Origin of the sequence: Sphingopyxis sp., from assembly GCF_965227415.1 — a bacterium.
Taxonomy (GTDB): domain Bacteria; phylum Pseudomonadota; class Alphaproteobacteria; order Sphingomonadales; family Sphingomonadaceae; genus Sphingopyxis.
In genome coordinates this window covers 1,545,373-1,569,947 of sequence record NZ_OZ245749.1, presented here as the reverse complement: position 1 = coordinate 1,569,947, position 24,575 = coordinate 1,545,373, and the positions used below count along the sequence as shown (strand labels likewise).

At 64.4% G+C, this 24,575-nt stretch carries 21 protein-coding genes and 3 tRNA genes; 9 read left to right on the top strand and 15 right to left on the bottom strand.

Annotated features, from left to right (window positions below; all coding sequences use genetic code 11):
* Positions 1 to 26 precede the first annotated feature (26 nt).
* Positions 27 to 617, bottom strand: a complete 591-nt coding sequence (locus ACO055_RS07615) for a TetR/AcrR family transcriptional regulator (protein WP_422061985.1) — start codon at positions 615 to 617, stop codon at positions 27 to 29.
* A 106-nt stretch (positions 618 to 723) separates the two neighbouring features.
* Here ACO055_RS07615 and ACO055_RS07610 point away from each other — a divergent pair, with 106 nt between their 5' ends.
* The gene (locus ACO055_RS07610; protein WP_422061984.1) at positions 724 to 1,302 is read left to right on the top strand and encodes an inner membrane-spanning protein YciB; all 579 of its coding nucleotides are present in this window, start codon (positions 724 to 726) and stop codon (positions 1,300 to 1,302) included.
* 99 nt (positions 1,303 to 1,401) lie between these two features.
* Here the strand turns inward: ACO055_RS07610 and ACO055_RS07605 are convergent, their stop codons facing one another.
* Positions 1,402 to 2,649, bottom strand: a complete 1,248-nt coding sequence (locus ACO055_RS07605) for an aspartate kinase (RefSeq protein ID WP_422061983.1) — start codon at positions 2,647 to 2,649, stop codon at positions 1,402 to 1,404.
* Between the two features lie 158 nt (positions 2,650 to 2,807).
* Here ACO055_RS07605 and ubiG point away from each other — a divergent pair, with 158 nt between their 5' ends.
* Entirely contained in the window at positions 2,808 to 3,533 is a 726-nt protein-coding gene (ubiG, locus tag ACO055_RS07600) for a bifunctional 2-polyprenyl-6-hydroxyphenol methylase/3-demethylubiquinol 3-O-methyltransferase UbiG (protein WP_422061982.1), read from the top strand.
* Complete coding sequence (locus tag ACO055_RS07595; protein WP_422061981.1) at positions 3,521 to 4,126, top strand: YdeI/OmpD-associated family protein; 606 nt, start codon at positions 3,521 to 3,523, stop codon at positions 4,124 to 4,126. Before ubiG ends, ACO055_RS07595 begins: the two co-directional genes overlap by 13 nt.
* A gap of 125 nt (positions 4,127 to 4,251) precedes the next feature.
* Here ACO055_RS07595 and ACO055_RS07590 read toward each other — a convergent pair whose 3' ends face one another.
* From ACO055_RS07590 to ACO055_RS07555, 8 genes are all read right to left on the bottom strand, one after another.
* On the bottom strand, positions 4,252 to 4,923 hold the full coding sequence (locus ACO055_RS07590) for a glutathione S-transferase family protein (RefSeq protein ID WP_294038385.1): 672 nt from the start codon (positions 4,921 to 4,923) through the stop codon (positions 4,252 to 4,254).
* Positions 4,924 to 4,991: 68 nt separating this feature from the next.
* Positions 4,992 to 5,432: a hypothetical protein gene (locus ACO055_RS07585; protein ID WP_422061980.1), complete on the bottom strand. Its 441-nt coding sequence runs from the start codon at positions 5,430 to 5,432 to the stop codon at positions 4,992 to 4,994.
* 124 nt (positions 5,433 to 5,556) lie between these two features.
* On the bottom strand, positions 5,557 to 10,086 hold the full coding sequence (gltB, locus tag ACO055_RS07580) for a glutamate synthase large subunit (RefSeq protein WP_422061979.1): 4,530 nt from the start codon (positions 10,084 to 10,086) through the stop codon (positions 5,557 to 5,559).
* A 27-nt stretch (positions 10,087 to 10,113) separates the two neighbouring features.
* Positions 10,114 to 11,271 carry a DUF2059 domain-containing protein gene (locus ACO055_RS07575; protein ID WP_422061978.1) on the bottom strand — a complete coding sequence of 386 codons (1,158 nt, stop codon included), beginning with the start codon at positions 11,269 to 11,271 and terminating at the stop codon, positions 10,114 to 10,116.
* Positions 11,272 to 11,294: 23 nt separating this feature from the next.
* Positions 11,295 to 12,737 (bottom strand): NAD(P)-dependent oxidoreductase, encoded by a 1,443-nt coding sequence (locus ACO055_RS07570; RefSeq protein WP_422061977.1) that lies wholly within the window; start codon positions 12,735 to 12,737, stop codon positions 11,295 to 11,297.
* Between the two features lie 158 nt (positions 12,738 to 12,895).
* A complete protein-coding gene (locus ACO055_RS07565; RefSeq protein ID WP_422061976.1) occupies positions 12,896 to 13,696 on the bottom strand; it encodes an undecaprenyl-diphosphate phosphatase in 801 nt (266 codons plus the stop codon).
* A 105-nt stretch (positions 13,697 to 13,801) separates the two neighbouring features.
* Positions 13,802 to 14,677 carry a hypothetical protein gene (locus ACO055_RS07560; protein ID WP_422061975.1) on the bottom strand — a complete coding sequence of 292 codons (876 nt, stop codon included), beginning with the start codon at positions 14,675 to 14,677 and terminating at the stop codon, positions 13,802 to 13,804.
* 101 nt (positions 14,678 to 14,778) lie between these two features.
* Positions 14,779 to 15,711, bottom strand: a complete 933-nt coding sequence (locus tag ACO055_RS07555; protein WP_422061974.1) for a complex I NDUFA9 subunit family protein — start codon at positions 15,709 to 15,711, stop codon at positions 14,779 to 14,781.
* 200 nt (positions 15,712 to 15,911) lie between these two features.
* On the opposite strand from ACO055_RS07555, the gene ACO055_RS07550 reads away from it, so the two are divergent.
* Positions 15,912 to 15,998, top strand: a tRNA-Leu gene (locus ACO055_RS07550).
* A gap of 111 nt (positions 15,999 to 16,109) precedes the next feature.
* Here the strand turns inward: ACO055_RS07550 and ACO055_RS07545 are convergent.
* Positions 16,110 to 16,200, bottom strand: a tRNA-Ser gene (locus ACO055_RS07545).
* Between the two features lie 74 nt (positions 16,201 to 16,274).
* Between ACO055_RS07545 and ACO055_RS07540 the strand changes: the two genes are divergently transcribed.
* Together ACO055_RS07540 and ACO055_RS07535 are read left to right on the top strand one after the other, a co-directional pair.
* Positions 16,275 to 17,258 (top strand): peptidylprolyl isomerase, encoded by a 984-nt coding sequence (locus ACO055_RS07540; protein ID WP_422061973.1) that lies wholly within the window; start codon positions 16,275 to 16,277, stop codon positions 17,256 to 17,258.
* Positions 17,259 to 17,263: 5 nt separating this feature from the next.
* A complete protein-coding gene (locus ACO055_RS07535; RefSeq protein ID WP_422061972.1) occupies positions 17,264 to 17,578 on the top strand; it encodes a DUF1905 domain-containing protein in 315 nt (104 codons plus the stop codon).
* Here the strand turns inward: ACO055_RS07535 and ACO055_RS07530 are convergent.
* A complete protein-coding gene (locus tag ACO055_RS07530) occupies positions 17,568 to 17,696 on the bottom strand; it encodes a hypothetical protein (RefSeq protein WP_422061971.1) in 129 nt (42 codons plus the stop codon). The genes ACO055_RS07535 and ACO055_RS07530 overlap by 11 nt on opposite strands.
* A gap of 114 nt (positions 17,697 to 17,810) precedes the next feature.
* Here ACO055_RS07530 and ACO055_RS07525 point away from each other — a divergent pair.
* Positions 17,811 to 17,885 (top strand) — tRNA-Thr (locus tag ACO055_RS07525).
* Between the two features lie 6 nt (positions 17,886 to 17,891).
* Here ACO055_RS07525 and ACO055_RS07520 read toward each other — a convergent pair.
* Complete coding sequence (locus ACO055_RS07520; protein ID WP_422062439.1) at positions 17,892 to 18,770, bottom strand: LysR substrate-binding domain-containing protein; 879 nt, start codon at positions 18,768 to 18,770, stop codon at positions 17,892 to 17,894.
* Between the two features lie 160 nt (positions 18,771 to 18,930).
* On the opposite strand from ACO055_RS07520, the gene ACO055_RS07515 reads away from it, so the two are divergent.
* On the top strand, positions 18,931 to 21,258 hold the full coding sequence (locus ACO055_RS07515; protein ID WP_422061970.1) for a CDC48 family AAA ATPase: 2,328 nt from the start codon (positions 18,931 to 18,933) through the stop codon (positions 21,256 to 21,258).
* Here ACO055_RS07515 and ACO055_RS07510 read toward each other — a convergent pair.
* Entirely contained in the window at positions 21,255 to 22,529 is a 1,275-nt protein-coding gene (locus tag ACO055_RS07510) for an MFS transporter (RefSeq protein ID WP_422061969.1), read from the bottom strand. The genes ACO055_RS07515 and ACO055_RS07510 overlap by 4 nt on opposite strands.
* Before the next feature lie 187 nt (positions 22,530 to 22,716).
* Here ACO055_RS07510 and ACO055_RS07505 point away from each other — a divergent pair, with 187 nt between their 5' ends.
* A complete protein-coding gene (locus ACO055_RS07505) occupies positions 22,717 to 23,352 on the top strand; it encodes a class I SAM-dependent methyltransferase (RefSeq protein WP_422061968.1) in 636 nt (211 codons plus the stop codon).
* On the opposite strand, the gene ACO055_RS07500 is transcribed toward ACO055_RS07505, so the two are convergent.
* Positions 23,349 to 24,545: a phospholipase D-like domain-containing protein gene (locus ACO055_RS07500; protein WP_422061967.1), complete on the bottom strand. Its 1,197-nt coding sequence runs from the start codon at positions 24,543 to 24,545 to the stop codon at positions 23,349 to 23,351. The genes ACO055_RS07505 and ACO055_RS07500 overlap by 4 nt on opposite strands.
* Between the last annotated feature and the right edge of the window lie 30 nt (positions 24,546 to 24,575).

Sequence of the window (24,575 nt, the reverse complement as noted above, 5' to 3'; positions counted from 1 at the left end):
AATTGCGCAAGCGATGCTGGGCGACGTCAGTCCAGCGTCAGCATGTCGTCGAGCAGCGCCAGCGCGTCGGCGCGCGGGGCGTCCGCGTCGAGCAGCGGGTTGAGGCGGTCGTCAAGCAGCAGGATAGCAAAGCCGTGGACCATGCTCCACGCGCGCGCGGCATGGGCGCGGGTGGCGCGCGCGACATCCGGGTCGCCAGCGTGCGTGGCGGCTACCGAACCCGTCAGCGTGCCGAACGCGCGCTGCATCGCCGCAGTCAGCGCCGGACGCGTCTTGTCCAGGCGTTCGCCGCGAAACATCAGCTGGAACAGGCCCGGCTCGGCGAGAGCGAATTCGACATAGGCGCGGCCGATGGCATTGAGCTTGTCGGTGGGCGAGGTCTGCGCCGCAGCGGCTGCCTGCATCCGGTCGGCGAAGCGCGTGAAGCCGATCGCCGCCAGCTCGCTGAGCAGGCCGGTCAGATCGTCGAAATGATTTTTCGGTGCAGCATGCGAAGCGCCGACCCCGCGTGCGACTCCGCGCAACGTCAGGCCCGCGACGCCATCGCGATTGACGATTTCTTCCGCCGCCCCGAGCAAGGCCGCGCGCAGATCGCCATGATGATAGGGTTTAATCATGCCGCGGCTTAAACCTACAATGTTGACGATGTCAATTTAGGCTTGACTCTAGCTGCCATGCCTTCGATATTGACAGTGGAAACATTGACTCGAAAGGGACTGGCGGATGAAAACCTTGCTCTACGCGCTCGGGCCGATGCTGTTCGACTCGCTTGGTATCATCGTCTTTGCCGTGCTGCTGGTCGCGGGCGCGGGTATCGTCCCCGCAACCATCGCGGGAGCGACCGTCGCTATCGCGGTCGTCGGCTATGAGCTGATGCGCGGCAAGAAGGTCGCGGCGCTGCAATGGATCAGCCTGGCCTCGGTGCTCCTCACGGCTGCGGCGACGCTCTTTACGGGGGATCCGCGTTTCGTGATGGCGAAGCCCACGATCGTCTATCTGGTCGTCGGCACCGTGATGCTGCGGCGCGGGTGGCTCAACCGTTATATTCTGCCCGAGCAACTGGCGCTGGTCGGCGATGTCATGAACCGCTTCGGCATGATCTGGGCAGCGCTGATGTTCGCGAGTGCAGGCCTCAACCTGATCGTCGCGGTCTTCTTCACGGCCTGGTGGCCGCTGTTCATCGGGATATTCCCGCTGGCATCCAAGTTCGGGTTGTTCGCGGTACACATCGCGGTGGTTCATTTTATCGGGCAGGCGAGGCTGCGCCGCCGCGCGGGTGGCGAGCTGCAACCCGCCGAATAGAAGAAATGTGATCCGCGGCGGAAGCGGGGCCCTATGAGATGTGCGATGTCGCTTCTGGGCCACGGCTTTCGCCGGTGATCATGATCTGTCGTGCGGGCCCTAGTCGGCGTCGAGCCCATAGGCGGTATGCAGCACGCGCACCGCGAGTTCGGTCTCATCCTCGTCGATCAGCACGCTGACCTTGATCTCGCTGGTTGAGATCGCCTGAATGTTGATGCCGCGGTCAGCGAGCGCGCGGAACATCGTGCTCGCGACGCCGGCGTGGCTCTTCATGCCGACGCCGACGACACTGATCTTGGCGATCTTGTCGTCGCTGATGATGCGGTTGAACCCGATCTTTTCCTTCGCGCTTTCGAGCAGATCGATCGAGCGGAGAAGGTCGGTGCCGGGGACGGTAAAGGTCACGTCGGTCTCGCCCTTTTCGCGCCCGACGTTCTGGATGATCATATCGACGTTGATGCCGGCCGCAGCGAGCGGGCCGAAGATGTTGGCGACGGCGCCCGGCTTGTCGGGGACGCGCGTGACGATGATCTTCGCTTCATTCTTGTCGTGGGCGATGCCGGTGATCAGCTGCCGTTCCATCTGATGTTCCTCTATTTCCTCGTCGCTGACGATCATCGTGCCTTTTTTCGGAGCTTCGTCGCCTTCGACGAAGCTGGAGAGGACCTGCACGCGCACCCCCATCTTCATCGCGAGTCCGACCGATCGGGTCTGGAGCACCTTGGCGCCGACGCTCGCGAGTTCGAGCATTTCCTCATAGGTGACATAGTCGAGCTTCCGCGCGCGCGCGACGATGCGCGGGTCGGTGGTATAGACGCCGTCGACGTCGGTGTAGATGTCGCAGCGATCAGCCTTCACCGCCGCAGCAACCGCAACGGCGCTGGTATCCGAACCGCCGCGGCCGAGCGTCGAAATGCGGCCGTCGTCCATCATGCCCTGAAAGCCGGGGATCACCGCGACCTCGCCTCGGCCCATTGCCGCGAGCAGGCCGCCGGTGTCGATGTCGAGGATGCGCGCGCGCGCGTGCGCTTCTTCGGTGCGGATCGGGAGTTGCCAGCCGAGCCAGCTGCGCGCGGGGGTGCCCATCGCCTGCAACGTCAGCGCGAGGAGGCCCGAGGTCACTTGTTCGCCAGCCGCGACGACAACGTCATATTCGGCGGGGTCATACCGCGGGTTGGCTTCGCGGCAGAAATTGACGAGCCGGTCGGTCTCACCCGCCATCGCCGAAACGACGACCGCGACCTCGTTGCCGTTCGCGACTTCGCGCGCGACGAGCTTTGCGACGGTGCGAATCCGCTCGGTGCCCGCCATCGACGTGCCCCCGAATTTCATCACGATCCGCGCCATCTCGCCCTGCCTTTTCAAAACTGGTTTCGGCCGCAACTTTCCAAGATTTCCGCGGCGTCCGGCTGTTAGGCAAGGGGGCGGGCGAAGGCAAGACCGGCTTCGTATGCGGCGGATAGAATTTCTTGCGCCTGTGAAGGCACGGTGCCACATCGTCCTGCATGAGCGCCGCGACAATCAACCCGAATGAAGCCGCCCATTTCGGCGCGCTCGCAGCCGACTGGTGGGACCCGCACGGCTCGTCAGCGATGCTGCACAAGCTTAACCCTGTGCGCCTCTCTTACATCCGCGACCAGATCGACGCGCATTGGCATGTCGATGCGCGAGAGCGGTATCCGCTCGGCGGACGCAGCGCGATCGACGTCGGCTGCGGCGCCGGGCTGCTCGCCGAGCCGCTGGCGCGGATGGGAGCGAAGGTCACCGGCGTCGATGCCGCGCCCGAGAATATTGCGGCAGCGAAAGATCATGCGGCAGGGCAGGGGCTTTCGATCGCTTATCATGCGGGCGAGCTGGCGGCGCTGGCGGCCTCGACATTCGACCTCGTGACCTCGATGGAAGTCGTCGAGCATGTGACCGACCCGGCGGCTTTCGTCGCCGAGCTCGCGGCACGGTTGGCGCCGGGCGGGCTGATGATCCTGTCGACGCCAAACCGGACCGCGCTGTCGAAGTTGCTGCTTGTCGAGGCGGCCGAGCGGATCGGCGCGGTGCCGCGCGGGACGCACGACTGGGGCCAGTTTCTGAAGCCCGAAGAGCTGACCGAAATGCTCGAAGGCGTTGGGCTTCAGGTGATCGACCGCACTGGCCTGTCGCCCTCGCCCGCAAAAGGCTTCAAGCTCGGCGGCAGCGAAGCGCTCAACTATCTGGTAGCGGCACGGTGGCCGGCCTGACGCGCCGCGACCCGCGCGTCGACGCCTATATCGCGAAAGCGCAGCCTTTCGCGCAGCCGATCCTGATCCATTTGCGCGACCTGATGCATCGCGAGGTGCCGGGGGTTGAAGAGACCATCAAATGGGGCATGCCCTTTTTCACGCTGGGTGGCAGCTCGCTCGCCAATATGGCGGCGTTCAAGGCGCACGCCGCGTTCGGTTTCTGGCGCCATGCCGAGGTCACCGGGACGCCGGAGCGAGAAGGCGCCATGGGAAGCCTGGGGAAGCTGACCGCAATCGACGATTTGCCCGGCGATGATATGCTGGCGCCGATGATTGCGAAAGCGGTGGCTTTGGCCGCCGGCGGCAAGGCAAAACGGCCGTCGCCGAAGCCGAAGGCCGTACTCGATACGCCGGGCGATCTGGGCGTGGCGTTAGAGGCCAATTCGGCCGCACAGAGCCATTGGGACGCCTTCTCGCCTGGGAAACGGCGCGATTATGTCGAATGGGTTCTCGAGGCGAAACGCGAAGAGACCCGGGCAAAGCGGATCGAAACGATCATAGAGCAGGTGGCCGAGGGCAAGGACCGCAACTGGAAATATAAGGGCTGCTAGGAAAACGTCGCCCCCGCGAAGGCGGGGGCCGCTGTCGGTTTACGCGGAGCTGCCGGGCAAAGCCGCCAACGACCCCCGCCTTCGCGGGGGTCGACGCTTCGGAACGCTTCGCATTCCGTGGCGCGTCAAAAATCCACATCCTCATAATATTTGGGCGGCGTCACGATCTCCATGCGCTCCGCCAAAAGCGGTCGGAAGGAAGGCCGCGATTTCAGGCCCGAGTACCAGCCTTTGGTCTGCTCATGCCCCGTCCAGTCGATACCGCCCAGATAATCGGCGACCGAGATATGCGCCGCAGCTGCCAGGTCGGCGAGGCTCATCGTCGCTCCGGCGAGCCAGGTGCGGTGGTCGATCAGATAGTCGATATAGTCGAGATGCTGGTTTGCCGCCTTCATCGCTTCGCGTAGCGCGCCGCCGTCGGGTGGCTGGCGATGCACGATGCGCTTTTGCATCCGCTCGAACAGCAGGGGGCCAGTGACCTCGAAATAGAAATCATGGTCGAACCAGGCGGTCAGGCGGCGAATCTCGGCGCGGTTCGCGGCGGTGCCGTTGATCATCGCCTTGCCTTCGACGGTTTCCTCGAAATATTCGGCGATAGCGCTGCTGTCGATCAGCACCTGGCCGCGCGCCTGATCGACCATCACGGGGGTGCGCCCCGCCGGGTTCAGATCGATGAATTCGTCGCGACGTTCCCACGGCGATTCGCGCACCAATTCATAGCCGACGCCCTTCTCCCCCAGCAGAAGCCGGATTTTGCGCGAGAAAGGACAAAGCGGAAATTGGTAGAGTTGCCACATGCACCCCGCATAGCGGCAGGCGGGCGCTGCGCGCAACGGCTATGGACGCAGCGCTGTGGAGCAATAGGCTAGCGGCGCGCTGCGGCGCGTTCGCGTTCCCACTGCGCGGCGAGGTCGCGCGCCATGTCCTTGAGCACAGGCGCATAGGCGGCGAACGCGGAGGCAGCCTGCCCCGCCATGCGCGTGCCGGCGCGAACGTCCGCGCCCATCCGCTCGGCATAATGCGGGTCGCGACCGGCGATGTCGCCGACGGTCGCGTCGCGCGGGATATAGGCGGCATCGGATTCGGGGTCGACTTTCGCGACGGCTTCGGCGAGCGGGCCGACCTGCATCTGCATCAGAGCGCCGACGAGCGCGGTGACGGTATCGGCCATGCGCTCTTGTGCCGCCGGGTCGTTGAGCGTCGCGACGGCGCCGGATACTTCGCGATCGGCGGCCAATGCGGGCATCGGCGCGGCGAGGGCGAGCAGCGGAAGGGCAGCCCAGGTCAGATTGGGGGTCAAGCGCATGGCGTCATCCTTTCGGGATGCAGGATTCCAAACGGCTCCATTAGATCGGCGACGCTTTCGCGGGGCTGAATGGGATCATCGGATGCGGCGGAACGAGAGGTTGGCGCGGTGGATGTTCCCCGGTCTACTCCGCCGCGACGACCTCGACCTCTTCTTCGTTCAGCGAATGCGTGAGGCGGCTGAGCATTTCCTTCGGGCAGACCTGCCAGAACTGACCCCGCCAGCGGTCCCAGTCGGCAAGGATCTCGTTCGACCATTTGCTGCCCGTGGCCTTCGCATGATCCTCGACCAAATGCTTGAGGACGCTTTCCCAATGCGCGCTTGCCAGCCGCTGCCAGACGATCGATTCGCCATTGGCGCGGCGCTCGAAGCTGCCGTCGATGTCGAGGATGAACGCCATGCCGCCGGTCATCCCGGCGCCGAAGTTCGATCCGACGGGGCCAAGGATCACTGCGGTGCCGCCGGTCATATACTCGCAGCCGTTCGCGCCGCAGCCTTCGACGACGACCTTCGCGCCCGAGTTGCGAACCGCAAAGCGCTCGCCGGCCTGGCCTGCGGCAAGCAGGGTTCCTGCGGTCGCGCCATAGAGGACGGTGTTGCCGATGATACTGTTGTGCTGGCTGACGAGCGGGCTCGACACGGTGGGGCGCACGATGATGCGGCCGCCCGACAGGCCCTTGCCGACATAGTCGTTCGCGTCGCCGAACACTTCCAATGTGATACCGCTGCACAGGAAAGCGCCGAGCGACTGGCCAGCGGTGCCGCGCAGGCGCACCTGGACATGATTGTCGGCAAGGCCGTTCATCCCGAAGCGGGCGGTGACCTCGGCCGACAGGCGGGTGCCGACCGCGCGGTGCGTGTTGCGGACGTTGTACGTCAGCTGCATGCGCTCCCCGCGCTCGAACAGCGGCTTGGCATCGCCCAGGATCTGCGCGTCGAGGCTGTCGGGCACCGGGTTGCGGAAGCTGGGCCCCTGCGAACGGCGCTGATCGTCGGGCGCGTCGACCTTGGCGAGGATCGGGTTGAGGTCGAGGTCGTCGAGATGCTCGGCGCCGCGGCTGACCTGACGCAGCAATTCGGTGCGGCCGATCACCTCGTCGAGGCTGCGGCAGCCAAGCTTGGCGAGGATTTCGCGCACTTCCTCGGCGATGAAGGTCATCAGGTTGATGACCTTCTCGGGGCTGCCGGTGAATTTCTGGCGCAGTTTCTCGTCCTGCGTGCAGACGCCGACGGGGCAGGTGTTGCTGTGGCACTGGCGCACCATGATGCAGCCCATCGCGACGAGGCTGAGCGTACCGATGCCATATTCCTCGGCGCCGAGAATGGCGGCGATGACGATGTCGCGTCCGGTCTTGAGCCCGCCGTCGGTGCGCAGTCGGATGCGATGGCGCAGGCCATTGAGGGTGAGGACCTGGTTGACTTCCGACAAGCCCATTTCCCAGGGCGTGCCGGCATATTTGACGCTGGTCTGCGGCGAGGCGCCGGTGCCGCCGGTGTTGCCCGCGACTAGGATCACGTCGGCATGCGCCTTGGCGACGCCCGCTGCGACGGTGCCGATGCCCGCCGAGCTGACGAGCTTCACGCAGACTCGCGCCTTCGGATTGATCTGTTTCAGGTCATAGATCAGCTGCGCCAGATCCTCGATCGAATAGATGTCGTGATGCGGCGGGGGCGAGATCAGCATCACGCCCGGCGTCGAGTGGCGCAGGCGCGCGATGAATTCGGTGACCTTGAAGCCGGGCAACTGGCCCCCTTCGCCGGGCTTGGCGCCCTGCGCGACCTTGATCTCGATCTCGTCGCACGCGCCCAGATATTCGGCGGTGACGCCGAAGCGGCCGCTCGCGATCTGCTTGATGTTGCTGTTGGCATTGTCGCCATTGGCATAAGGCTGATAGCGCTCGCTTGCTTCGCCGCCTTCGCCCGACACCGCTTTGGCGCCGATGCGGTTCATCGCGATCGCCAGCGTCTCATGCGCCTCGGGCGAGAGCGCACCCAGCGACATGCCGGGGGTGACGAAGCGCTTGCGGATTTCGGTGATCGCCTCGACGCTGTCGAGCGCGACGCCCTGCGACGGGTAGTTGAACTCCATCAGATCGCGCAGATAGACGGGTGGCAGATCGGCGACGCCGCGCGCGAACTGCAGATAAGTCGAATAACTGTCGGTGGCGACCGCAGTTTGCAGCAGGTGCATCAGTTGTGCGGAATAGGCGTGTGTCTCGCCGCCGGCGCGCTGGCGGTAGAAACCTCCGATCGGCAACGTCGTGACGCGCGCATCATAGGCCGCCTCATGCTTCTCGGTCGCGTTGATGAAAAGCGACTGATAGCCCTCGCCCGAAATCTTTGCAGGCATGCCTGGGAACAGGTCGTTGACGAGCGCGCGGCTGAGGCCGACGGCTTCGAAGTTGTAGCCGCCGCGATAGCTGGAGATCACCGCGATCCCCATCTTCGCCATGATCTTGAGCAGGCCGTCGTCGATCGCCTTGCGGAAGCGCAGGCGGCAATCGTCGAGCGACAGTTCGCCGCCGAACAAGCCGCGGGTCCAGCGGTCGGCGATCGCGGCTTCGGCGAGATAGGCCTGCACCGTCGTTGCGCCGACGCCGATCAGCACCGCGAAGGCATGGGTGTCGAGCACTTCGGCCGAGCGCACGTTGATTGAGGCATAGCTGCGCAGGCCCTTGCGCACGAGATGCGTGTGGACGGCAGCGGCTGCGAGGACCATCGCCATGCCGACGCGGTCTTCACCGATAGCCTGATCAGAGAGGAACAATTCGCTGCGCCCGGCGCGGACGGCATCCTCGGCCTCGCGGCGGACGCGGGCGATCGCTTCGCGCAGCGTCGACGCATCGCCGCCGACCTTGAACGTGCAGTCGATGTCGGCAACGGCATCGCCGAAATACGCGCGCAGCCGATCCCAATCTTCGCCGACGAGGACGGGCGAATTGATCACGAGGACGTGCGGGCTTTGACCCTTTTCGTCGAGGATGTTCGCGAGGTTCGAGAAGCGCGTCTTCAGGCTCATCACATGCCGTTCGCGCAAGGAGTCGATCGGCGGGTTGGTGACCTGGCTGAAATTCTGGCGAAAGAATTGCGCGACGTGGCGGGGCTTGTCCGAAATGACCGCGAGCGGCGTGTCGTCGCCCATCGACCCGATCGCTTCTTTCGCATCCTCGACCATGGGCGCAAGGATGAGCTCCATGTCTTCCATCGTGAGCCCGGCGGCGACCTGGCGGCGGAGGAGTTCGGCGCGGTCGAAAGTCGGCAGCGTGGCCTTTCCGCCCTTCGGCAGATCGGCCATCGTGCGGAAGCCCTTCACGCGCGTGCCATAGTCGTGCGTGCCAGCGATCTTGTCCTTGATCGCGCGGTCTTCATAGAGGGTGCCGTCGTCGAGATCGACCGCGATCATCTGGCCGGGGCCGAGGCGGCCCTTCTTGCGGATGCTCGCTTCGGGGAGGAGGACCATGCCGCTTTCGGAGCCAACGACGAGCAGGTTGTCGGCGGTCAGCGTATAGCGCAGCGGGCGCAGCGCGTTGCGGTCCATGCCCGCAACCGCCCAGCGGCCGTCGGTCATCGCGAGCGCGGCGGGGCCGTCCCACGGCTCCATGACGCTGGCGAGATAATTGTACATCGCGCGGTGCGCGTCGGGCATTTCGGCATCTTCGCCCCACGCCTCAGGAACAAGGATCAACTTTGCCGTCGGCGCGTCGCGGCCGGCGCGGCAGAGCGTTTCGAACACGGCATCGAGCGCCGCGGTGTCGGATGCGCCCGCAGGGATCACCGGCTTGATGTCTTCCGAATGCTCGCCGAACGCGAGGCTGGCCATCTTGATCTCGTGGCTCTTCATCCAGTTCTTGTTGCCGCGGATCGTGTTGATCTCGCCATTATGGGCAAGCGTGCGGAACGGCTGAGCCAGCCACCATTGCGGGAAGGTGTTGGTCGAATAGCGCTGGTGGAAGATCGCGACGCGGCTCTCGAACAGCTTGTTCGTGAGGTCGGGGAAAAAGTCCGCGAGACTCTCGGCGAGAAACAGGCCCTTGTAGATGATCGAGCGCGCCGACAGGCTGCAGATGTAGAAATCGGCGATCTGCGCGGCGATCACCTTTTTCTCGATCCGGCGGCGAACAAGATACAGCTGCTTTTCAAACTCGGCGAGCGACTGTTCGTCGGGCAGGGGCCCTGCGATCATGATCTGCTCGATCTCGGGACGCGTGCGCTGCGCCTTGTCGCCGATCACCGACACATCGACGGGCACCTGGCGCCAGCCATAGATTGTGAAGCCCGCGTCGATGATCTCGGACTCGACGATCGTGCGGCAATGCTCCTGTGCATCCAGATCGGTGCGCGGCAGGAAGACCATGCCGACCGCGAGGCGGTTCGGGCGCACCTTGTGCCCTGACGCCGCGATCGCGTCGTCGAAGAAGCGGACAGGAAGATCGACATGGATGCCCGCTCCGTCACCGGTCTTGCCATCGGCATCGACCGCGCCGCGGTGCCAGACTGCACGCAGTGCCTCGATCGCGGCCTCGACGACGCGGCGCGAGGCCTTGCCGTCGGTCGCCGCGACCATGCCGACGCCGCAGGCATCGGATTCAAGGTCGGGGCGATACATGCCGTCGGCGGCAAGGCGCGCGTGTTCGGGGGTGGGGTAGTGGGTCATGTCGATCTTCCTGACGGCCGCGGCCGGCTATTTCCTGGATGTCGGCTTTTTGCGCGCGTTCGCGATGGCAGCCTGTTCGGCGTCGTAAGCGGCGGACGAGGCTTCGCTGGCCGATGCCTCGAGTTCCTCGACGCGCGTGCGATCGGCTTCGGACCAGTTTTCGCGGTCGTAGGCAGGATCCCAGTCACCCGCTGCATCGGCCGCTGACGCAGCAGCGTCGGCGGCGGCTGTAGCTGAATCGTCCGCGAAAGCTCCGTCGGCGGCCGCTTCTATCGTATCGGTTTCTTCGACCGGCGTGTTCCACTGGTCGCGCTGTTCCTTCAGCACTTTGACATCGACCTTCATCAGCTTGGCTAGCTTTGCGAGTTCGGCGTCGGAAAGGTCGGAAAGCTGCCGTTCCTTTGGCAGGTCTTTCAGCTTGCCTTCGATCTCGGGTCCGCGATCCATGAATTTGTTGATCAGCGGCGGCACCGCCTTGACCATCGCGAGCATCACTTCGGGATCGGCCTGCAGCGCCATCCACTCGTCGGCATAGGCTTTGCCGGTCGGGGTCGCGAAGAAGGCATTCATTTCGGTCAGCTGCTGCGCGCTGAATTTGCGGCCATAGGCATAAGCCATGCCGTTGCGCATCGGGCCTTCCATATCGCCGAGCGCTTCGGTGATCAGCGGCTTGATGACATTCGTCACCTGCTCCTCGCGCTGTGCCCGATGGGGGTCGAACAGATCGGCGATCGCCGCCTTGCTCTTGTCATCGAGGGCAGCGATCTTTTCACTTTCGACGCCGGTCTTGATCGACAGCATCAGGTCGGACATGCCGCCAAGCTCGCCCATCAGGCCCTTGAAAAACTTGCCGTACATGTTGTCGACCATCTTCGCGAGGCTGCCCGGCGGGACGAGCGCGGTCGTCGTCTGCCGCGCCAGCGCGAGCTGCGCCGGCGGAACCGCGGGAAGCTTGTCGACGCCGAAGATCTTTTCGATCAGCTTGATCGCTTCGTCGATTTCCTTCTGCATCTTGGCTTTGGCGTCGGCCATCGCGGCCTTGTTGGTCGCCTCGCTCTGTTCGCTTTCCTCGGCGGCAGGCGCGACGACTTCGGCAAGCGGCGCTTCCTTCTTCGGTGCAGCAAAAGCGTGCGCGGGCACGATCGCGACGGCGCCGGCAAGCAGCATATATTTCCAGTTTGACATTGGCATGGTCCTTCCCCTGTTGGTCATGCTGCCTTCTTTTCGCTTTCGGCCTTAACTTTCAACCACTTTGCCATTTGCTCGCTGACATCGCGGCCATCGCGGATGCCCCAGACGACCAGGCTGGCGCCGCGGACGATGTCACCCGCCGCAAAAACGCCCGGCAGGCTGGTCATCATCGTCTGATGATCGACGCGCAGCGTGCCCCAGCGTGTGACCGACAAGTCGGGCGCCCCGAAAAGGTGGGGCAATTCTTCGGGATCGAAGCCGAGCGCTTTGATCACCATGTCGGCGGGCAGGTCGAACGTTCGGCCGGGGTCGATCTCGGGGCTGCGGCGGCCACTCGCGTCGGGCGCGCCGAGGCGCATGCCGGCGACCGCGACTTGCTTGACGCTCTTGTCAGCGGTGAAGCTTTCGGGGGCAGAGAGCCAGACAAACTCGACACCTTCTTCCTCGGCGTTGGCGACCTCGCGTTGCGATCCCGGCATATTGTCGCGGTCGCGGCGATAAAGGCATTTCACCGATCTCGCGCCCTGCCGCACGGCCGTCCGAACGCAGTCCATCGCGGTGTCGCCACCGCCGATCACGACAACATGCTTGTCCTTCGCATCGAGGCTGCCGTCGTCGAATGCCGGAACCTCGTCGCCAAATCCCTTGCGGTTCGACGCGATCAGATAGTCGAGCGCTGCGATCACGCCCGTGGCCGCATTGCCGGGAACATTGATCTCGCGCGCCTTATAGACGCCGGTCGCGACGAGGATCGCGTCATGCTTTTGCCGGAGCTTGTCGAGCGTCGCATCCTCGCCGACTGCGAAGCCGAGGTGGAAATGGATTCCGCCCGCTTCGAGCCGCTCGACGCGGCGCATCACGACATCCTTCTCAAGCTTGAAGCCGGGGATGCCATAGGTCAGGAGGCCGCCTGCGCGATCGTGCCGGTCATAGACATGGACCTCATGACCCTGAACGCGCAGATATTCGGCGGCGGTCAGCCCCGCGGGGCCTGCGCCGATGATGCCGACCGACTGGCCCGTCGGCTTGCCCGGGTGGACCGGCTCGACCCAGCCCTCGGCCCAGGCGGTGTCGGTGATATATTTCTCGACGCTGCCGATGGTCACGGCACCGTGGCCCGAAAATTCGATCACGCAATTGCCTTCGCACAGGCGGTCCTGCGGGCAGATGCGGCCACAGATTTCGGGCATCGTCGAGGTCGCGTTGCTCAGTTCATAAGCTTCGCGCAGCCGCCCTTCGGCGGTCAGGCGCAGCCAGTCGGGGATGTGGTTGTGCAGCGGGCAGTGCACCGAGCAATAGGGGACGCCGCATTGCGAACAGCGCGCGGACTGCGCATCGGCGTCGGGCGCCGCATAGCGCTCGGCGATTTCGCGGAAATCCCGTGCGCGCTCCTCGGCGGAACGCTTGTCCGGATAGGATTGGTCACGCTCCACAAACTGGAGCATGCGATCGGAAGCCATGCGATATCCCCTTCTGGAAAGGGGCGATTGCATGGCCGGAAAGCGCCTGTCACGGACGAAATGCGATATAGGTCAATAATACTGACCTTAAATTCGGCGAGCAGGACGCAATTTTGCGCGCTGCGCAATTATCTTTCGCAAATAGTAAAATACCGGCCCTATCTAGCGGCGAGCCATGCAAGCACGGCGATGCCGACGATGATTCGATACCAGGCGAAGGGCGCAAAGCCATAGCGGGTGACCACCGCGAGGAACGCCTTGATCACGGCCCATGCGACGAGGAAGGACACGAAGGCCCCGACCGCGATCAGCCCGATGTCATTCCTGGTGATGGCGTCATGGTGCTTGGCAAGTTGCAGCACGGTTGCACCGGTCAGCGTCGGCAACGCGAGGAAGAAGCTGAATTCGGCAGCGGTCTTGCGATCGATACCAAGCGCCATCGCGCCCATGATCGTCGCCCCTGAACGGCTGACGCCCGGGATCATCGCGATGCACTGGACGAGGCCGACGATGATCGACTGGCGCACCGACAGCTCCGCGACACCGCCGCTTTCCTTGGGCTTTGCAAAGCGTTCGACAAGCAATATGCCGATGCCGCCGATAATCAGCGCCCAGGCGACCACGACGGCGTTCTCCAGCAATGTCTCGATATAGTCGCCGAAGGCCAAGCCGAGGACGACGGCCGGAATGAAGGCGAGCAGCAGGTTGCGAACGAAGGCGATCGCCACCGGATCGCGACGGAAAAAGCCCGTAAACATGTCCCAGAACAGTTTCCGGTAAAGCACCACGATCGCAAGGATCGCGCCCGGCTGAATCGCGATGTTGAACACCGCCCATTTCGACGCGTCATAGCCGAGCAGTTCGGTCGCGAGGATCAGGTGGCCCGTCGACGAGACGGGGAGGAATTCCGTCAGTCCTTCGACGATGCCGAGGATGATCGCGGTCAGCCAGATGCTCATGCGGTTCCCATTCGAAAGTTCACGTAAGCGAAGGGGCGCCCGACAAATGCCGGACGCCCCTGTCCCTTTGCAGACCTACGCAGCGCAGGCCGGTTTTTCCAGCCGCTATTTGAAGCGCGCGTCGCATGCTTTCAGCACATTGGCCGGCGGGCCAAGATCCAGCGCCTGCGCGATCAGCTTTTTGGAGCTCGTCGCGAGTTCCAGATCAGGAATCACGTTCGCGGTCGCCATCTTCTTTTGTACCGCCTTGGCCGTGTCGCCTTCGGTGCCCGTCATCTCGCGGAATAGCCCGACGCTGAAGCTGCACGCCGCGGCCGCTTGGCCAGCGTCGGCGGGTAGGGCGACCGCAGTGGTCGCCGCGGCCTTGGGATATTCCTTGAGACACGCATCGGTCAGCGGCCCGACCGCGCCCGATCCGATTGCCCATTCGATCTGCGAGGCCATGGCATTCTGCGCAGCGGCGAGCCCGCCATCCTGCCCTGCCGCGGCGATCAGGAAATAGGAGGACTGCGGATTGGTCAGCACCTTCTTCTGGATTGTCGCAATATCCATCGTGCCGTCGCCAAACGCCGAGGCGACTGCGACCGCAGCGCAGGCGGCGGGCTTTGTCTCTGGATCGTCGGGCAGCTTCGGCAACGGCTCGGCGTCGCCGAGTGCATAGGCCGCCTTGCAATTGTTGAGCGTCGCAAGCCAGTTGCCACCTGCCAACGTCGCCTTGAGATCGCCGAGAAGCGCCTTGCCCTTTGCATCGTCGAGCCCGGTCGCGCTGAAGAAATTCGTCGCGTCGACGACTTTCTGGAGCAAATCCTGCCGGCGTTTTTCCTCGGTCGCGCCCTTGCCGCTTCCTGCGGCAGTATAAGCGAGCGCCGCGCGTCCGCAAACGGTCGCGCGCTCGGCAGCATCCTTTGGCAACCCGTGCAGATCCGCCGGTGTAATGTCGCACCCGGCAAGCAACATCGAAACCGCGACCAGCGCGGTCATTCCCCCATATCGCATCAGCGTCCCCCGCTATTCAAGATGCGACCCCGCGTACGGGGTAGCAGCTTCTGCGGGATTCGCCAGAGGCGGCTGAACGGGATTCTTCAAGCCGTTTGGGCGAAGCGTCCGTTGCGGCGGTACTGGACGAGCCAGCCTTCGGCGACCGAGCCGAGCGAGGTCGGCGTAACCCCGAGCTGGCCGAGGCCCTTGGCGCCGTGCGTCACGACATTGTCGCGTTGAAGCATCAGCCACTGGTCCTTGGTGATCGGCGCGCCCGGCGCCCAGCCGAAGCCGGTGGCTATGGCCGACGACACGACATCGGGAAGCTCGACGAACAGCGGCTTGCGCGCCGTCTCTGCGGCGATCCATTGCTGCAACTCGAGCATCGTCAGCACCTGCGGCCCGCCGAGCTCGAAGGTCTGGCCCGCGGCGCTGTCGCCGAGCGCCGCGACCACCGCGTCGGCGACGTCGCCGACGTAGACCGGCTGGAATTTCGTTTTCGGTGCGACGACCGGAATAATCGGCGCAAAGCGGATCATCGCGGCGAAGCGGTTGATGAACTGATCCTCGCGGCCAAAGATGATCGACGGCCGGATGATCGCGGCCTGGGGGAAGGCGCGGCGTACCGCAGTCTCGCCATCGCCCTTGCTTCTGCCATAGGCCGACGGGCTTTCGCTGTCGGCGCCGATCGCGGAGATATGGACGAGCGTCCGGACGTCGGCGGCTGTCGCGGCTGCCGCGACATGGCCGGCGCCGTCGGCCTGCACGGCGTGCATGTCGTCGAACGCGCCGACGAGATTGATCACCGCGTCGCTGCCCGCGACCGCGCGCGCGATGCTTGCCGGATCGCGCACGTCGGCGGCAGCGAACTGCGTCTGGCCGAGCCCGCCGAGCGGTTTCAGAAACACGGCCTTGCGCGGTTCGCGCTCCGCAACGCGAACGCGCGCGCCACGCGCGAGCAGTTTCTGGACGACATAACGGCCCAGAAAGCCGCCGCCGCCCAGTACGGTGATCAATTGTCCGTCCAGCTTCTGCATGATGTCCGTCCGTATCCGATTCTGTGGTCGCGCGCCGCCGCGCCGAATGCGCTTCCCATGCCGCGAAGCGCCGGTCTGGGCAAGGGGCAGGGCCTATGTGTACGCGAAATCGGCATTTCCCAGATAAAATATGCGACGCCCCCCTGCAGCGCGGTTGACAAGCCGACCACCCCGCCGCTAAGCGCCCGCTCCTACCCCGTGCCCAGATGGCGGAATTGGTAGACGCACCAGCTTCAGGTGCTGGCGATCGCAAGGTCGTGGAGGTTCGAGTCCTCTTCTGGGCACCATTTCTCTCTGGACACTCCAGAACCCCTGAAAAACACAGGCGAGCGCCGTCATGCAGGCAGGGCTGTGTGGGCTCCGATCGGGCCGAATGAAGATCTTGATTAAGAGGTTTATGGCGGAGCGGGTGGGATTCGAACCCACGATACGCTTTTGACGTATACTCACTTTCCAGGCGAGCGCCTTCGACCACTCGGCCACCGCTCCGCATGCTTGGAAGGGGCGCCCTAATCGCTTGGCGGGGCTTTCGCAAGTCGGATGGGCGTGGCAGACAGACCGCCATGAAACATCTGCTCCTGGCGGCGGTCGCCGCTTCGCTCGTCCTTCCCGCCTCTGCTCAGGAGCCCGCTCCGATCCCGTCGCCCGGCGAGATCGCTACGAGCGCGCCCGCGAAAGACTGGACCGCGATAGCGCCCTCCGACCTGCTCGTGATGGACCTCGCGCCCGATGCAAAGGGCACGCCGCGCCGCGTCGTCATCCAGCTGATGCCCGCGCCGTTCAGCCAGGGCTGGATCGGCAACATCCGCAAGCTCGCCGCCGCGCACTGGTGGGACGGGACCAGCGTCAATCGGGTGCAGGACAATTATGTCGCCCAGTGGGGCGATGCGACCGAGAAGAAGGCGCTGCCCGAGGGTTTGGCCACGGTTCCCGAGAGCGCGTATGTCACGCGGTCGATTGCGGGCTTTGCCAATGTCTCGTCGTTCATGGGCCGCGCTTTCATGATCAACAAGAAGCTGAAGGGCCCGCCTCTGCCGCCGCCCTTCGACAAGGCTGAAGACGCCTATACGGGCGTCGTGGGCTTTGCGGACGGCTGGCCGATCGCGGGCGGACCGCAGTCAGAATATTGGCCCGTCCATTGCTACGGCGCGGTTGGCGTCGGCCGGAATATGTCGCCCGACACCGGCAGCGGCGCCGAACTCTACACCGTCATCGGCCACGCGCCGCGCCATCTCGATCGCAATATCGCGGTCGTCGGCCGCGTGATCAGCGGCATCGAGAATCTGTCGAGCCTGCCGCGCGGGACCGGCGCACTCGGTTTCTACGAGAATGAGGCGGAGCGGGTACCTATCCAGTCGATCCGGCTGGCGAGCGAGCTTCCCGCCGCCGAGCAGCCGAGGTTCGAATATCTGTCGAACGATAGCGATAGCTTTGCGCGCTACGCCGATGCGCGGGCCAATCGGCGCGATCCGTTCTTCATCAAGCCGGCTGGCGGCGCTGATATCTGCAACATTCCGGTCCCCATCCGACCAATTGCCGCGAAATAGTCGCAATGGAGGATTTCACCGTCACGGCGCCACTCTGGCGCTGGCAATCGGGGACGGCGCCCGCCGCATGGTATTTTGTGACGATTTCGGGAGACGTCGCCGACGGCATCCGGCTTGCGGCGATCGGCGGCCAATGGCTCGATGGGCGCAAGGGCTTCGGCTCGGCGAAGGTCTGCGCGGCGATCGGCGACACGCGCTGGAGCACCTCGGTGTTTCCGCACCGCGAAAGCGGCGGCTGGCTGCTCCCCGTGAAGGCGGCCGTGCGCAAAGCGGAAGGATTGACCGAAGGCGATGAGGTAACGGTGACCGTCAGCCTTTAGGCGGAGTTTCGCTCTTCGCCTCGCGCGCCTGTACCTTGCGCTTGCGCAGATTGGCGCGCAACGCTTCGGCCAGACGGCGCTCGCGTTCGAGATCGGCGGAGGATGACGGCTTGCTCACATCGGCGCGATGCGGCGAAATCGCTGGGCCGTCAAGCTCGCACCTTGACAGGCGAAGGGCGCCCCGCCATAGGCCGCGCCTGCCTGTCGAACATGCGTTTGCGGGTGTCCGGTTGCTGCTGTAGCTCAGTGGTAGAGCGCGTCATTGGTAATGACGAGGTCGACAGTTCAATCCTGTCCAGCAGCACCATTTCCCCTAAATCTTCGCCGCCAGCAGCCAGTCGTGGAACAGCTTTACCGCGGGTTGCCTGAGCGCGCGCGGGCGGCAGACGAACCAGTAACTGTACGGGCTTTCAACTTCGAAATCGAACAGGCGGATCAGGCGCGGATCGTGCGCGTCGTCGAAATGATGCCCATGCATGAAAGCGACGCCGATGCCCTGCGCCGCGGCCTCTAGCATCAGCGGACCCGAATCGAAATAATCGACTCCGGCGGGTTCCAGATAGGGCATGCCGATGGCCTTCTTCCACTCGGAGAATGTCTCCGGCATTTCGCGGTGGACGAGGATCGTCTGGCGCTGCAGCTGTTCGGGGACCGTGATCGCGCGACCTTTGTCCAACAGCTTTTTCGAAGCGATCGGGAAGACCTGGTCCTGGTCGAGCCGGGCCGCATAGAGCACCGGATCGATCGAGCGGGCGAGGGCGATTGCCGCGTCGATTCCTTCGCCCAGCCGCGCTTCGGCGTGCGACATCGTATCGATGTCGATATGCAGTTCGGGATGTTCGCGCCGCAGTTCGGGAAGCCGCGGGAACAGCCGTTGCTGCGCGAACAGCGGCAGCACGTTGAGATGCAGGCGGAGCGACGCGTCGGGGCTGCCGATTCGGCCGAGGACGCTGCGAAGATCGTCGAGGATCGGCGAGAGCTGGTCCTGCAATTCGCGCCCCGTCTCGGTCAGCCGCAGCCCATGATGATGGCGGTTGAAAAGCGGCCGACCGACCGCATGCTCGAGTGTCTGAATGCGCCGAGACAAGGCAGGCATCGACAGGCCAAGCTCGCTCGCGGCCGCCTTGACGGTACCGTGGCGGGCGACCTCTAGAAAGGCCTCCATGCTGCTGAGGGGTGGAAGGCGTGGCATGTTCGTCTCGGCAAGAATGATGGCATGGCGTTTGCGCACATGCCAGATAATTTGTGCAGTGCGACATAGTGGCAATTGCTATCTCGTGCCCGGAAGGTCTCGAAAATCGGGAACGACGCTCCTATCTTTGCCGTTCTGACCTTTTTGCGGGAGAAACATCTTGGCCGACGCAGCGGTAAAGGAAAAAGCAGTCAAACTGCAGGTGGCCAATGCGCGTGCCGAGGAAAGTGGCGGCGGCATAGCCCGCATTCCGCGTTCGGCGATGGCCGAACTGGGTGTGACCGAAGGCGACGTCATCCAGATCAGCGGCAAGCGCCAGACCGCATCGCGCGTGGTGTTGCTCTATGCCGAGGACGAGGGGCTCGAGGTGATCCGCCTCGATGGTCTTCAGCGCGCCAATGCCGGCGCGGGTGCCGGCGACATGGTATCGCTCAGCCGCGTCGAGACGCGCCCCGCGACGCGCGTCGTGTTTGCGCCGGCGCAGGAGAATCTCCGCCTCCAGGGTTCTGCCATGGCGTTGAAGCGCAGTTTCTTCGGCCGCCCGCTCGTCGCGGGTGACACCGTCGCGACCGCGGGCCAGCAGCGCCTGCCGTCGGGCGACATGCCGCCGCAGCTCCGCCAGATGCTTAATGCGCCTGCCTATGCTCTCGCCGAAGTTCGCCTGCTCGTGGTGTCGGCGAGCCCCAAGGGCGTGGTTACGATCGACGAAAATACCGAGGTCGAGCTGCTTCCCGAATTTCAGGAGCCGCAGGACGCGCGGCGCACCGACGTGACCTATGACGATCTCGGCGGACTGGGCGATACGATCAACCAGCTGCGCGAGATGGTCGAGTTGCCGCTTCGCTATCCCGAACTGTTCCAGCGCCTTGGAGTCGATCCGCCGCGCGGCGTTTTGCTGCACGGCCCGCCGGGCACGGGCAAGACGCGGCTTGCGCGCGCGGTTGCAAACGAAAGCGACGCGCAATTCTTTCTGATCAACGGTCCCGAGATCATGGGCAGTGCCTATGGCGAGTCGGAAAAGCGGCTGCGCGACGTGTTTGAACAGGCCGCAAAGGCGGCGCCTTCGATCCTGTTCATCGACGAGATCGATTCGATCGCGCCAAAGCGCGGGCAAGTGCAGGGCGAGGCCGAAAAGCGCCTGGTCGCCCAGCTGTTGACGCTGATGGACGGGCTCGAACCGCGCGCGAACCTGGTGGTAATCGCGGCGACCAACCGCCCCGATGCCATCGACGAGGCGCTGCGGCGTCCGGGCCGGTTCGACCGCGAGATCGTGATCGGTGTTCCCGACGAAAGCGGCCGGCGCGAGATACTGGGCATCCACACGCGCGGTATGCCGCTTGCCGAGGATGTGGATCTGGCCGAACTGGCCCGCACGACCTTCGGCTTCGTCGGCGCCGACATGGCTGCGCTGACCCGCGAGGCAGCGATCGAGGCGGTGCGGCGGATCATGCCCAAGCTCAATTTGGAAGAAGGGACGATCCCGCCCGAGGTTCTGGAGGAATTGCGGGTGACGCGCGAGGACTTCAACAATGCCCTGAAGCGAGTCCAGCCATCGGCCATGCGCGAAGTGATGGTGCAGGCGCCGAGCACGCGATGGAGCGACATCGGCGGCCTCGATGCGGCGCGCGACAAGCTGATCGAGGGGATCGAGCTGCCGCTCAAGCATCCCGAAGCATTTCGTCGGCTGGGCATCCGTCCAGCGAAGGGCTTTCTGCTCTATGGCCCGCCCGGAACCGGCAAGACCTTGCTGGCGAAGGCCGCGGCGCGCGAATCCGACGCCAATTTCATTTCGATCAAATCATCGGACCTCTTGTCGAAATGGTATGGCGAGAGCGAACAGCAGATCACGCGCCTGTTTGCCCGTGCGCGCGCCGTGGCGCCGACGATCATCTTCATCGACGAACTCGATAGCCTGGTGCCCGCGCGTGGCAGCGGAACGTCGGGCGAGCCGCAGGTGACCGAGCGCGTCGTCAACACGATCCTGGCCGAGATGGACGGGATCGAGGAAATGCAGTCGGTGGTCGTCATCGGCGCGACCAATCGCCCAAACCTGATCGACCCAGCATTGCTGCGGCCGGGGCGACTCGACGAACTGATCTATGTGACGGTTCCCGACAAGGACGGGCGCCGCCGCATTCTGGAAATCCAGACAGGAAAAATGCCGCTGGCGAAAGATGTCGATCTGGCGGTGCTCGCCGACAAGACCGATCGTTTCACCGGCGCCGACCTGGAAGATCTGACGCGCCGCGCCGGGCTGGTCGCACTGAAGCGGTCGATTGCCAGCGACACGGTGACAATGGAGGACTTCGAGACCGCGCTGAAGGATACACGCGCGTCGGTCACCGAGGCGATGGAAAAGGATTATGAAAAGATCCAGGGCGAGATCAAGCAGCAGGCGATGAGCGTCAATCCGATTGGCTTTTTCGCGCCGGGTGCGCTGAAACCCGTGCGCGAGCAGAAGCATCCGGACGACCCAGTGAAGGATTAAGCTGCGGGTTGGTCCTGCCTCAGCGCGGACCAGCCCCACGCCACCAGCCCGACGCAAAATCCCGCCATCAGACCGTAAGCGACCATTGGGTGCCAATTATAGAGCAGCACGCCAATCGCGGGAGAAACGATATAGGCCGAGCCGTTAATCGACGCGGTCATCCCCGCAACGGCGCCCTGATCGCGGCGCGGCACCGATAGCGAGCTTCCGGCCGTGAAGCCGGGGCGGAACAGGCCAAAGCCGAGCGAGCTCGTCGCAAAGCCGATCACGATCGCATGCAGGTCCTGCGCCAGACCAGTCATCAGGATGCCGACGATCGCAAGAGCCGCACCCCCCAGCACCGTCGGCCGCGGCGTCAGCTTCAACAAGGGGATCAGGCCCCATTGCGCAAGCAGCGTCGCGAACGCGCCCGCCATCAGGACAATTCCCGTGATGGCCGCGCCCTCGTCGGGGCGCATGCGAAGGTGAAGCCGATCAAGGATCAGAAAGCCGATGACGCCCAGCATCATGGCTTGCGCCTGGCCTCCGAACAGGCCGGCGAGCAGCCATGGCCGGACGCGGCGGTCGGTCCAGCGGAGCGGGGGTTCCGCGGCGGCGGACTGGTCGACCACCTCGTCTTCGTTGTCGTCATCCGTGGCGGCGGGGGATGCGCCTGCTGCTGGATAGGCGGCAATCGCGCCGCGCGCGGCGAAGCGGGGCATGTCATCGGGCAGCCGCCAGCGCAGCATCACCAGCACCGCGAGACCGATGAGCGCGAAGACAAGTAGGGGGCCTGCAAGGCCTACGAAGGGCAGGATGAAGAAGGGGGCGATCGCCGGGCCGATAACGGTGCCGAGGCCAAAGGATGAAGAGACCAGCGACAGGGCCTGCGTGCGCTGATCGGGGTCGGTGCGCGAGGCGACATAGGCTTGCACCGCTGGCGGCGATGCCGATCCGAACCCGCCGTACAGACTGCGGAATATGGCAAAAACGACGAAGGTAAAGCCGGCTGCCAGATAGCCCTGAAGCCCGGCCCACAACGTCAGTCCGCATAGCAGCATCGACGACATGAAGCCGACGACGCCAAGTGCCATCAGCGCCTTGCGCCCGCGCTTGTCGGATTGCCGTGCCCAATGTGGCGCGGTCAGCACCCACAGCAGCGCCGACCAGCTGAAGGCAAGGCTGACCCACACGTCGGGAATATGCAGCTTTGCGCCGATCGCGGGCAGGATCGACTGCATCGCCGTGTTGCCAGCGGCCGCCACCAGCATGATGGCGAAAAGCACGGCCATGCGATCTGCGGGAATGTTGTGCGATGTCGTCGCCATCTGCCCCTCATTTTCGTTCGCTGGTCGTCGCAGGTCAGCGTCTCCCTACACGCGAAGGAGGCGCTGTCCAGAGTCAAGACTGACTCTTTCCTTGCGCGAACGTCGCGATTTTGCCACGCATTCGACCAACCGCAACAACGCGAAAGCCATCATGACCAATCCGCGGGCGCACGCCCAATCGAAGATCGCGCTGACCCGCCGGGTCCGCGAGAAGCTGAAGCGCTTTTTCGGTCCGTGGGGCATGTTCGTCCGCGGCTTCATCAAGCACCCGGTCATGGTCGGATCTATCGTACCGTCCTCGCCGACGCTGATCCGCCACATGCTGCGGCCGGTCGACTGGAAAAATACCAAATTGTTCGTCGAATATGGTCCGGGTGTCGGCACCTTCTGCCGCCCCGTGCTCGAACAGATGGCGGGAGATGCGACGCTGATCGCAATCGACACCAACCCCGATTTCATCGACTATTTACGCAAGGACATCCGCGACAGCCGCTTCATCGCCGTGCATGGCTCGGCGGCCGATGTCGAAGAGATCGTCCGTGCGCACGGTTTCGAACAGGCCGACTATGTGCTGTCGGGTCTGCCCTTCTCGACTCTGCCCGCAGGTGTCGGCCCGGCAATCGCCGCGGCGACGCATCGCGTGATCCGCCCCGGCGGCGCCTTTCTCGTCTATCAGTTTCGTGCCCGCGCACGCGATTTCCTCGCCGTGCATTTCCAGCGCATCGACAATGCGTTCGAATGGGTGAATGTTCCGCCCTGCTTTCTCTTCTGGGGCTGGAAAGACTAGATTTCGGTCTCAGGATCGACTTCGCCGAGCCCGAAATTCAACCGGCGCGTCACCGTATAATCCGCAACGCCGACGACGAACCAGGCGAGCGTCCAGCGCAGCCGCGTCAGCCAACTCGCGCGGGCCTTGTGCTTGTCGGCTGTTATCACGTCGCAATCGGGCTCGAGCCCGTTCAGGAAATCGCGCATCTTCTGCGCGAAGCCCGCGTCGGCGATTCTGAGCATCGCCTCCACGTTCACGAACAGGCTGCGCATGTCGAAGTTGGCGGTCCCGATATGGACGACATCGTCGATGATGATCAGCTTCATGTGCAGCCGGCAGGGCTCATATTCCCAGATCGTGGCTTTTTGGCGAATGATATAGCCATATAGCAGCCGCGATGCGCCGATCGTGGCGGGATTGTCCGATTTGGCGGCGAAGACGAAGCGCGCCTTGCCCGCGCGCGCGACGCGTCCCAGACGGCGGAGCATGCCCTGGCCCGGCGAGAAATAGGCCATCGCCATATCGAGGCGGCGGGCGCCTTCGAGGTCGCTCCGCACGACGCGCGCCCAGGGGGAGAGCCGTTGGGTAGGCCCCCCGACGAGCCACGTCACCGGCCCGCTGTCGACCGGCCATTCGCGGATCAGCCGGCGCAGGACGAGCAGCTTGCCGTCATCGTTGACGGTATAGTCGTAAATCTCCTCGAACCATTGGACCATGCGGCCGACCACCGGACCACGGACGACGATGCCGAGGTCGAACCAGCAATGCGCGCCCCCCTCGCTGAGATAGGGATCGGCGATATTGAAGCCGCCGGTCATTGCATGTTCGCCGTCGATCAGGATCAGCTTCTGATGGTTGCGGACCAGATAGCTCGACCGCCAGCGGCGCGAGAAGAAGATCACCGTGCCGCCCGCTTCGCGCAGCGCAGTGAAGATATTGTCCGAAATATCGCCCGAGCCGAAACTGTCGATGACGGCGCGTACCGACACGCCGCGCCGCGCCGCGGCGGTCATCGCGTCGAGGACGCGTTTCCCGGCCCCATCATGCTCGAAAATATACATGACCATGTCGACGCTGCGGATCGACCCACCGATCAGGGAAAGAAGGCGATCGAGTCGTTCGGCGCCGTTGAAGATCAGTTCGAACCGGTGATCCGCGACATCCGCCTTGAAGCTTTGCGTGTTGCTCGCGGGATCGGCGGCGTCCGTCATGCAAGGGTCATAGGCCGAGCAGCTCGAGCC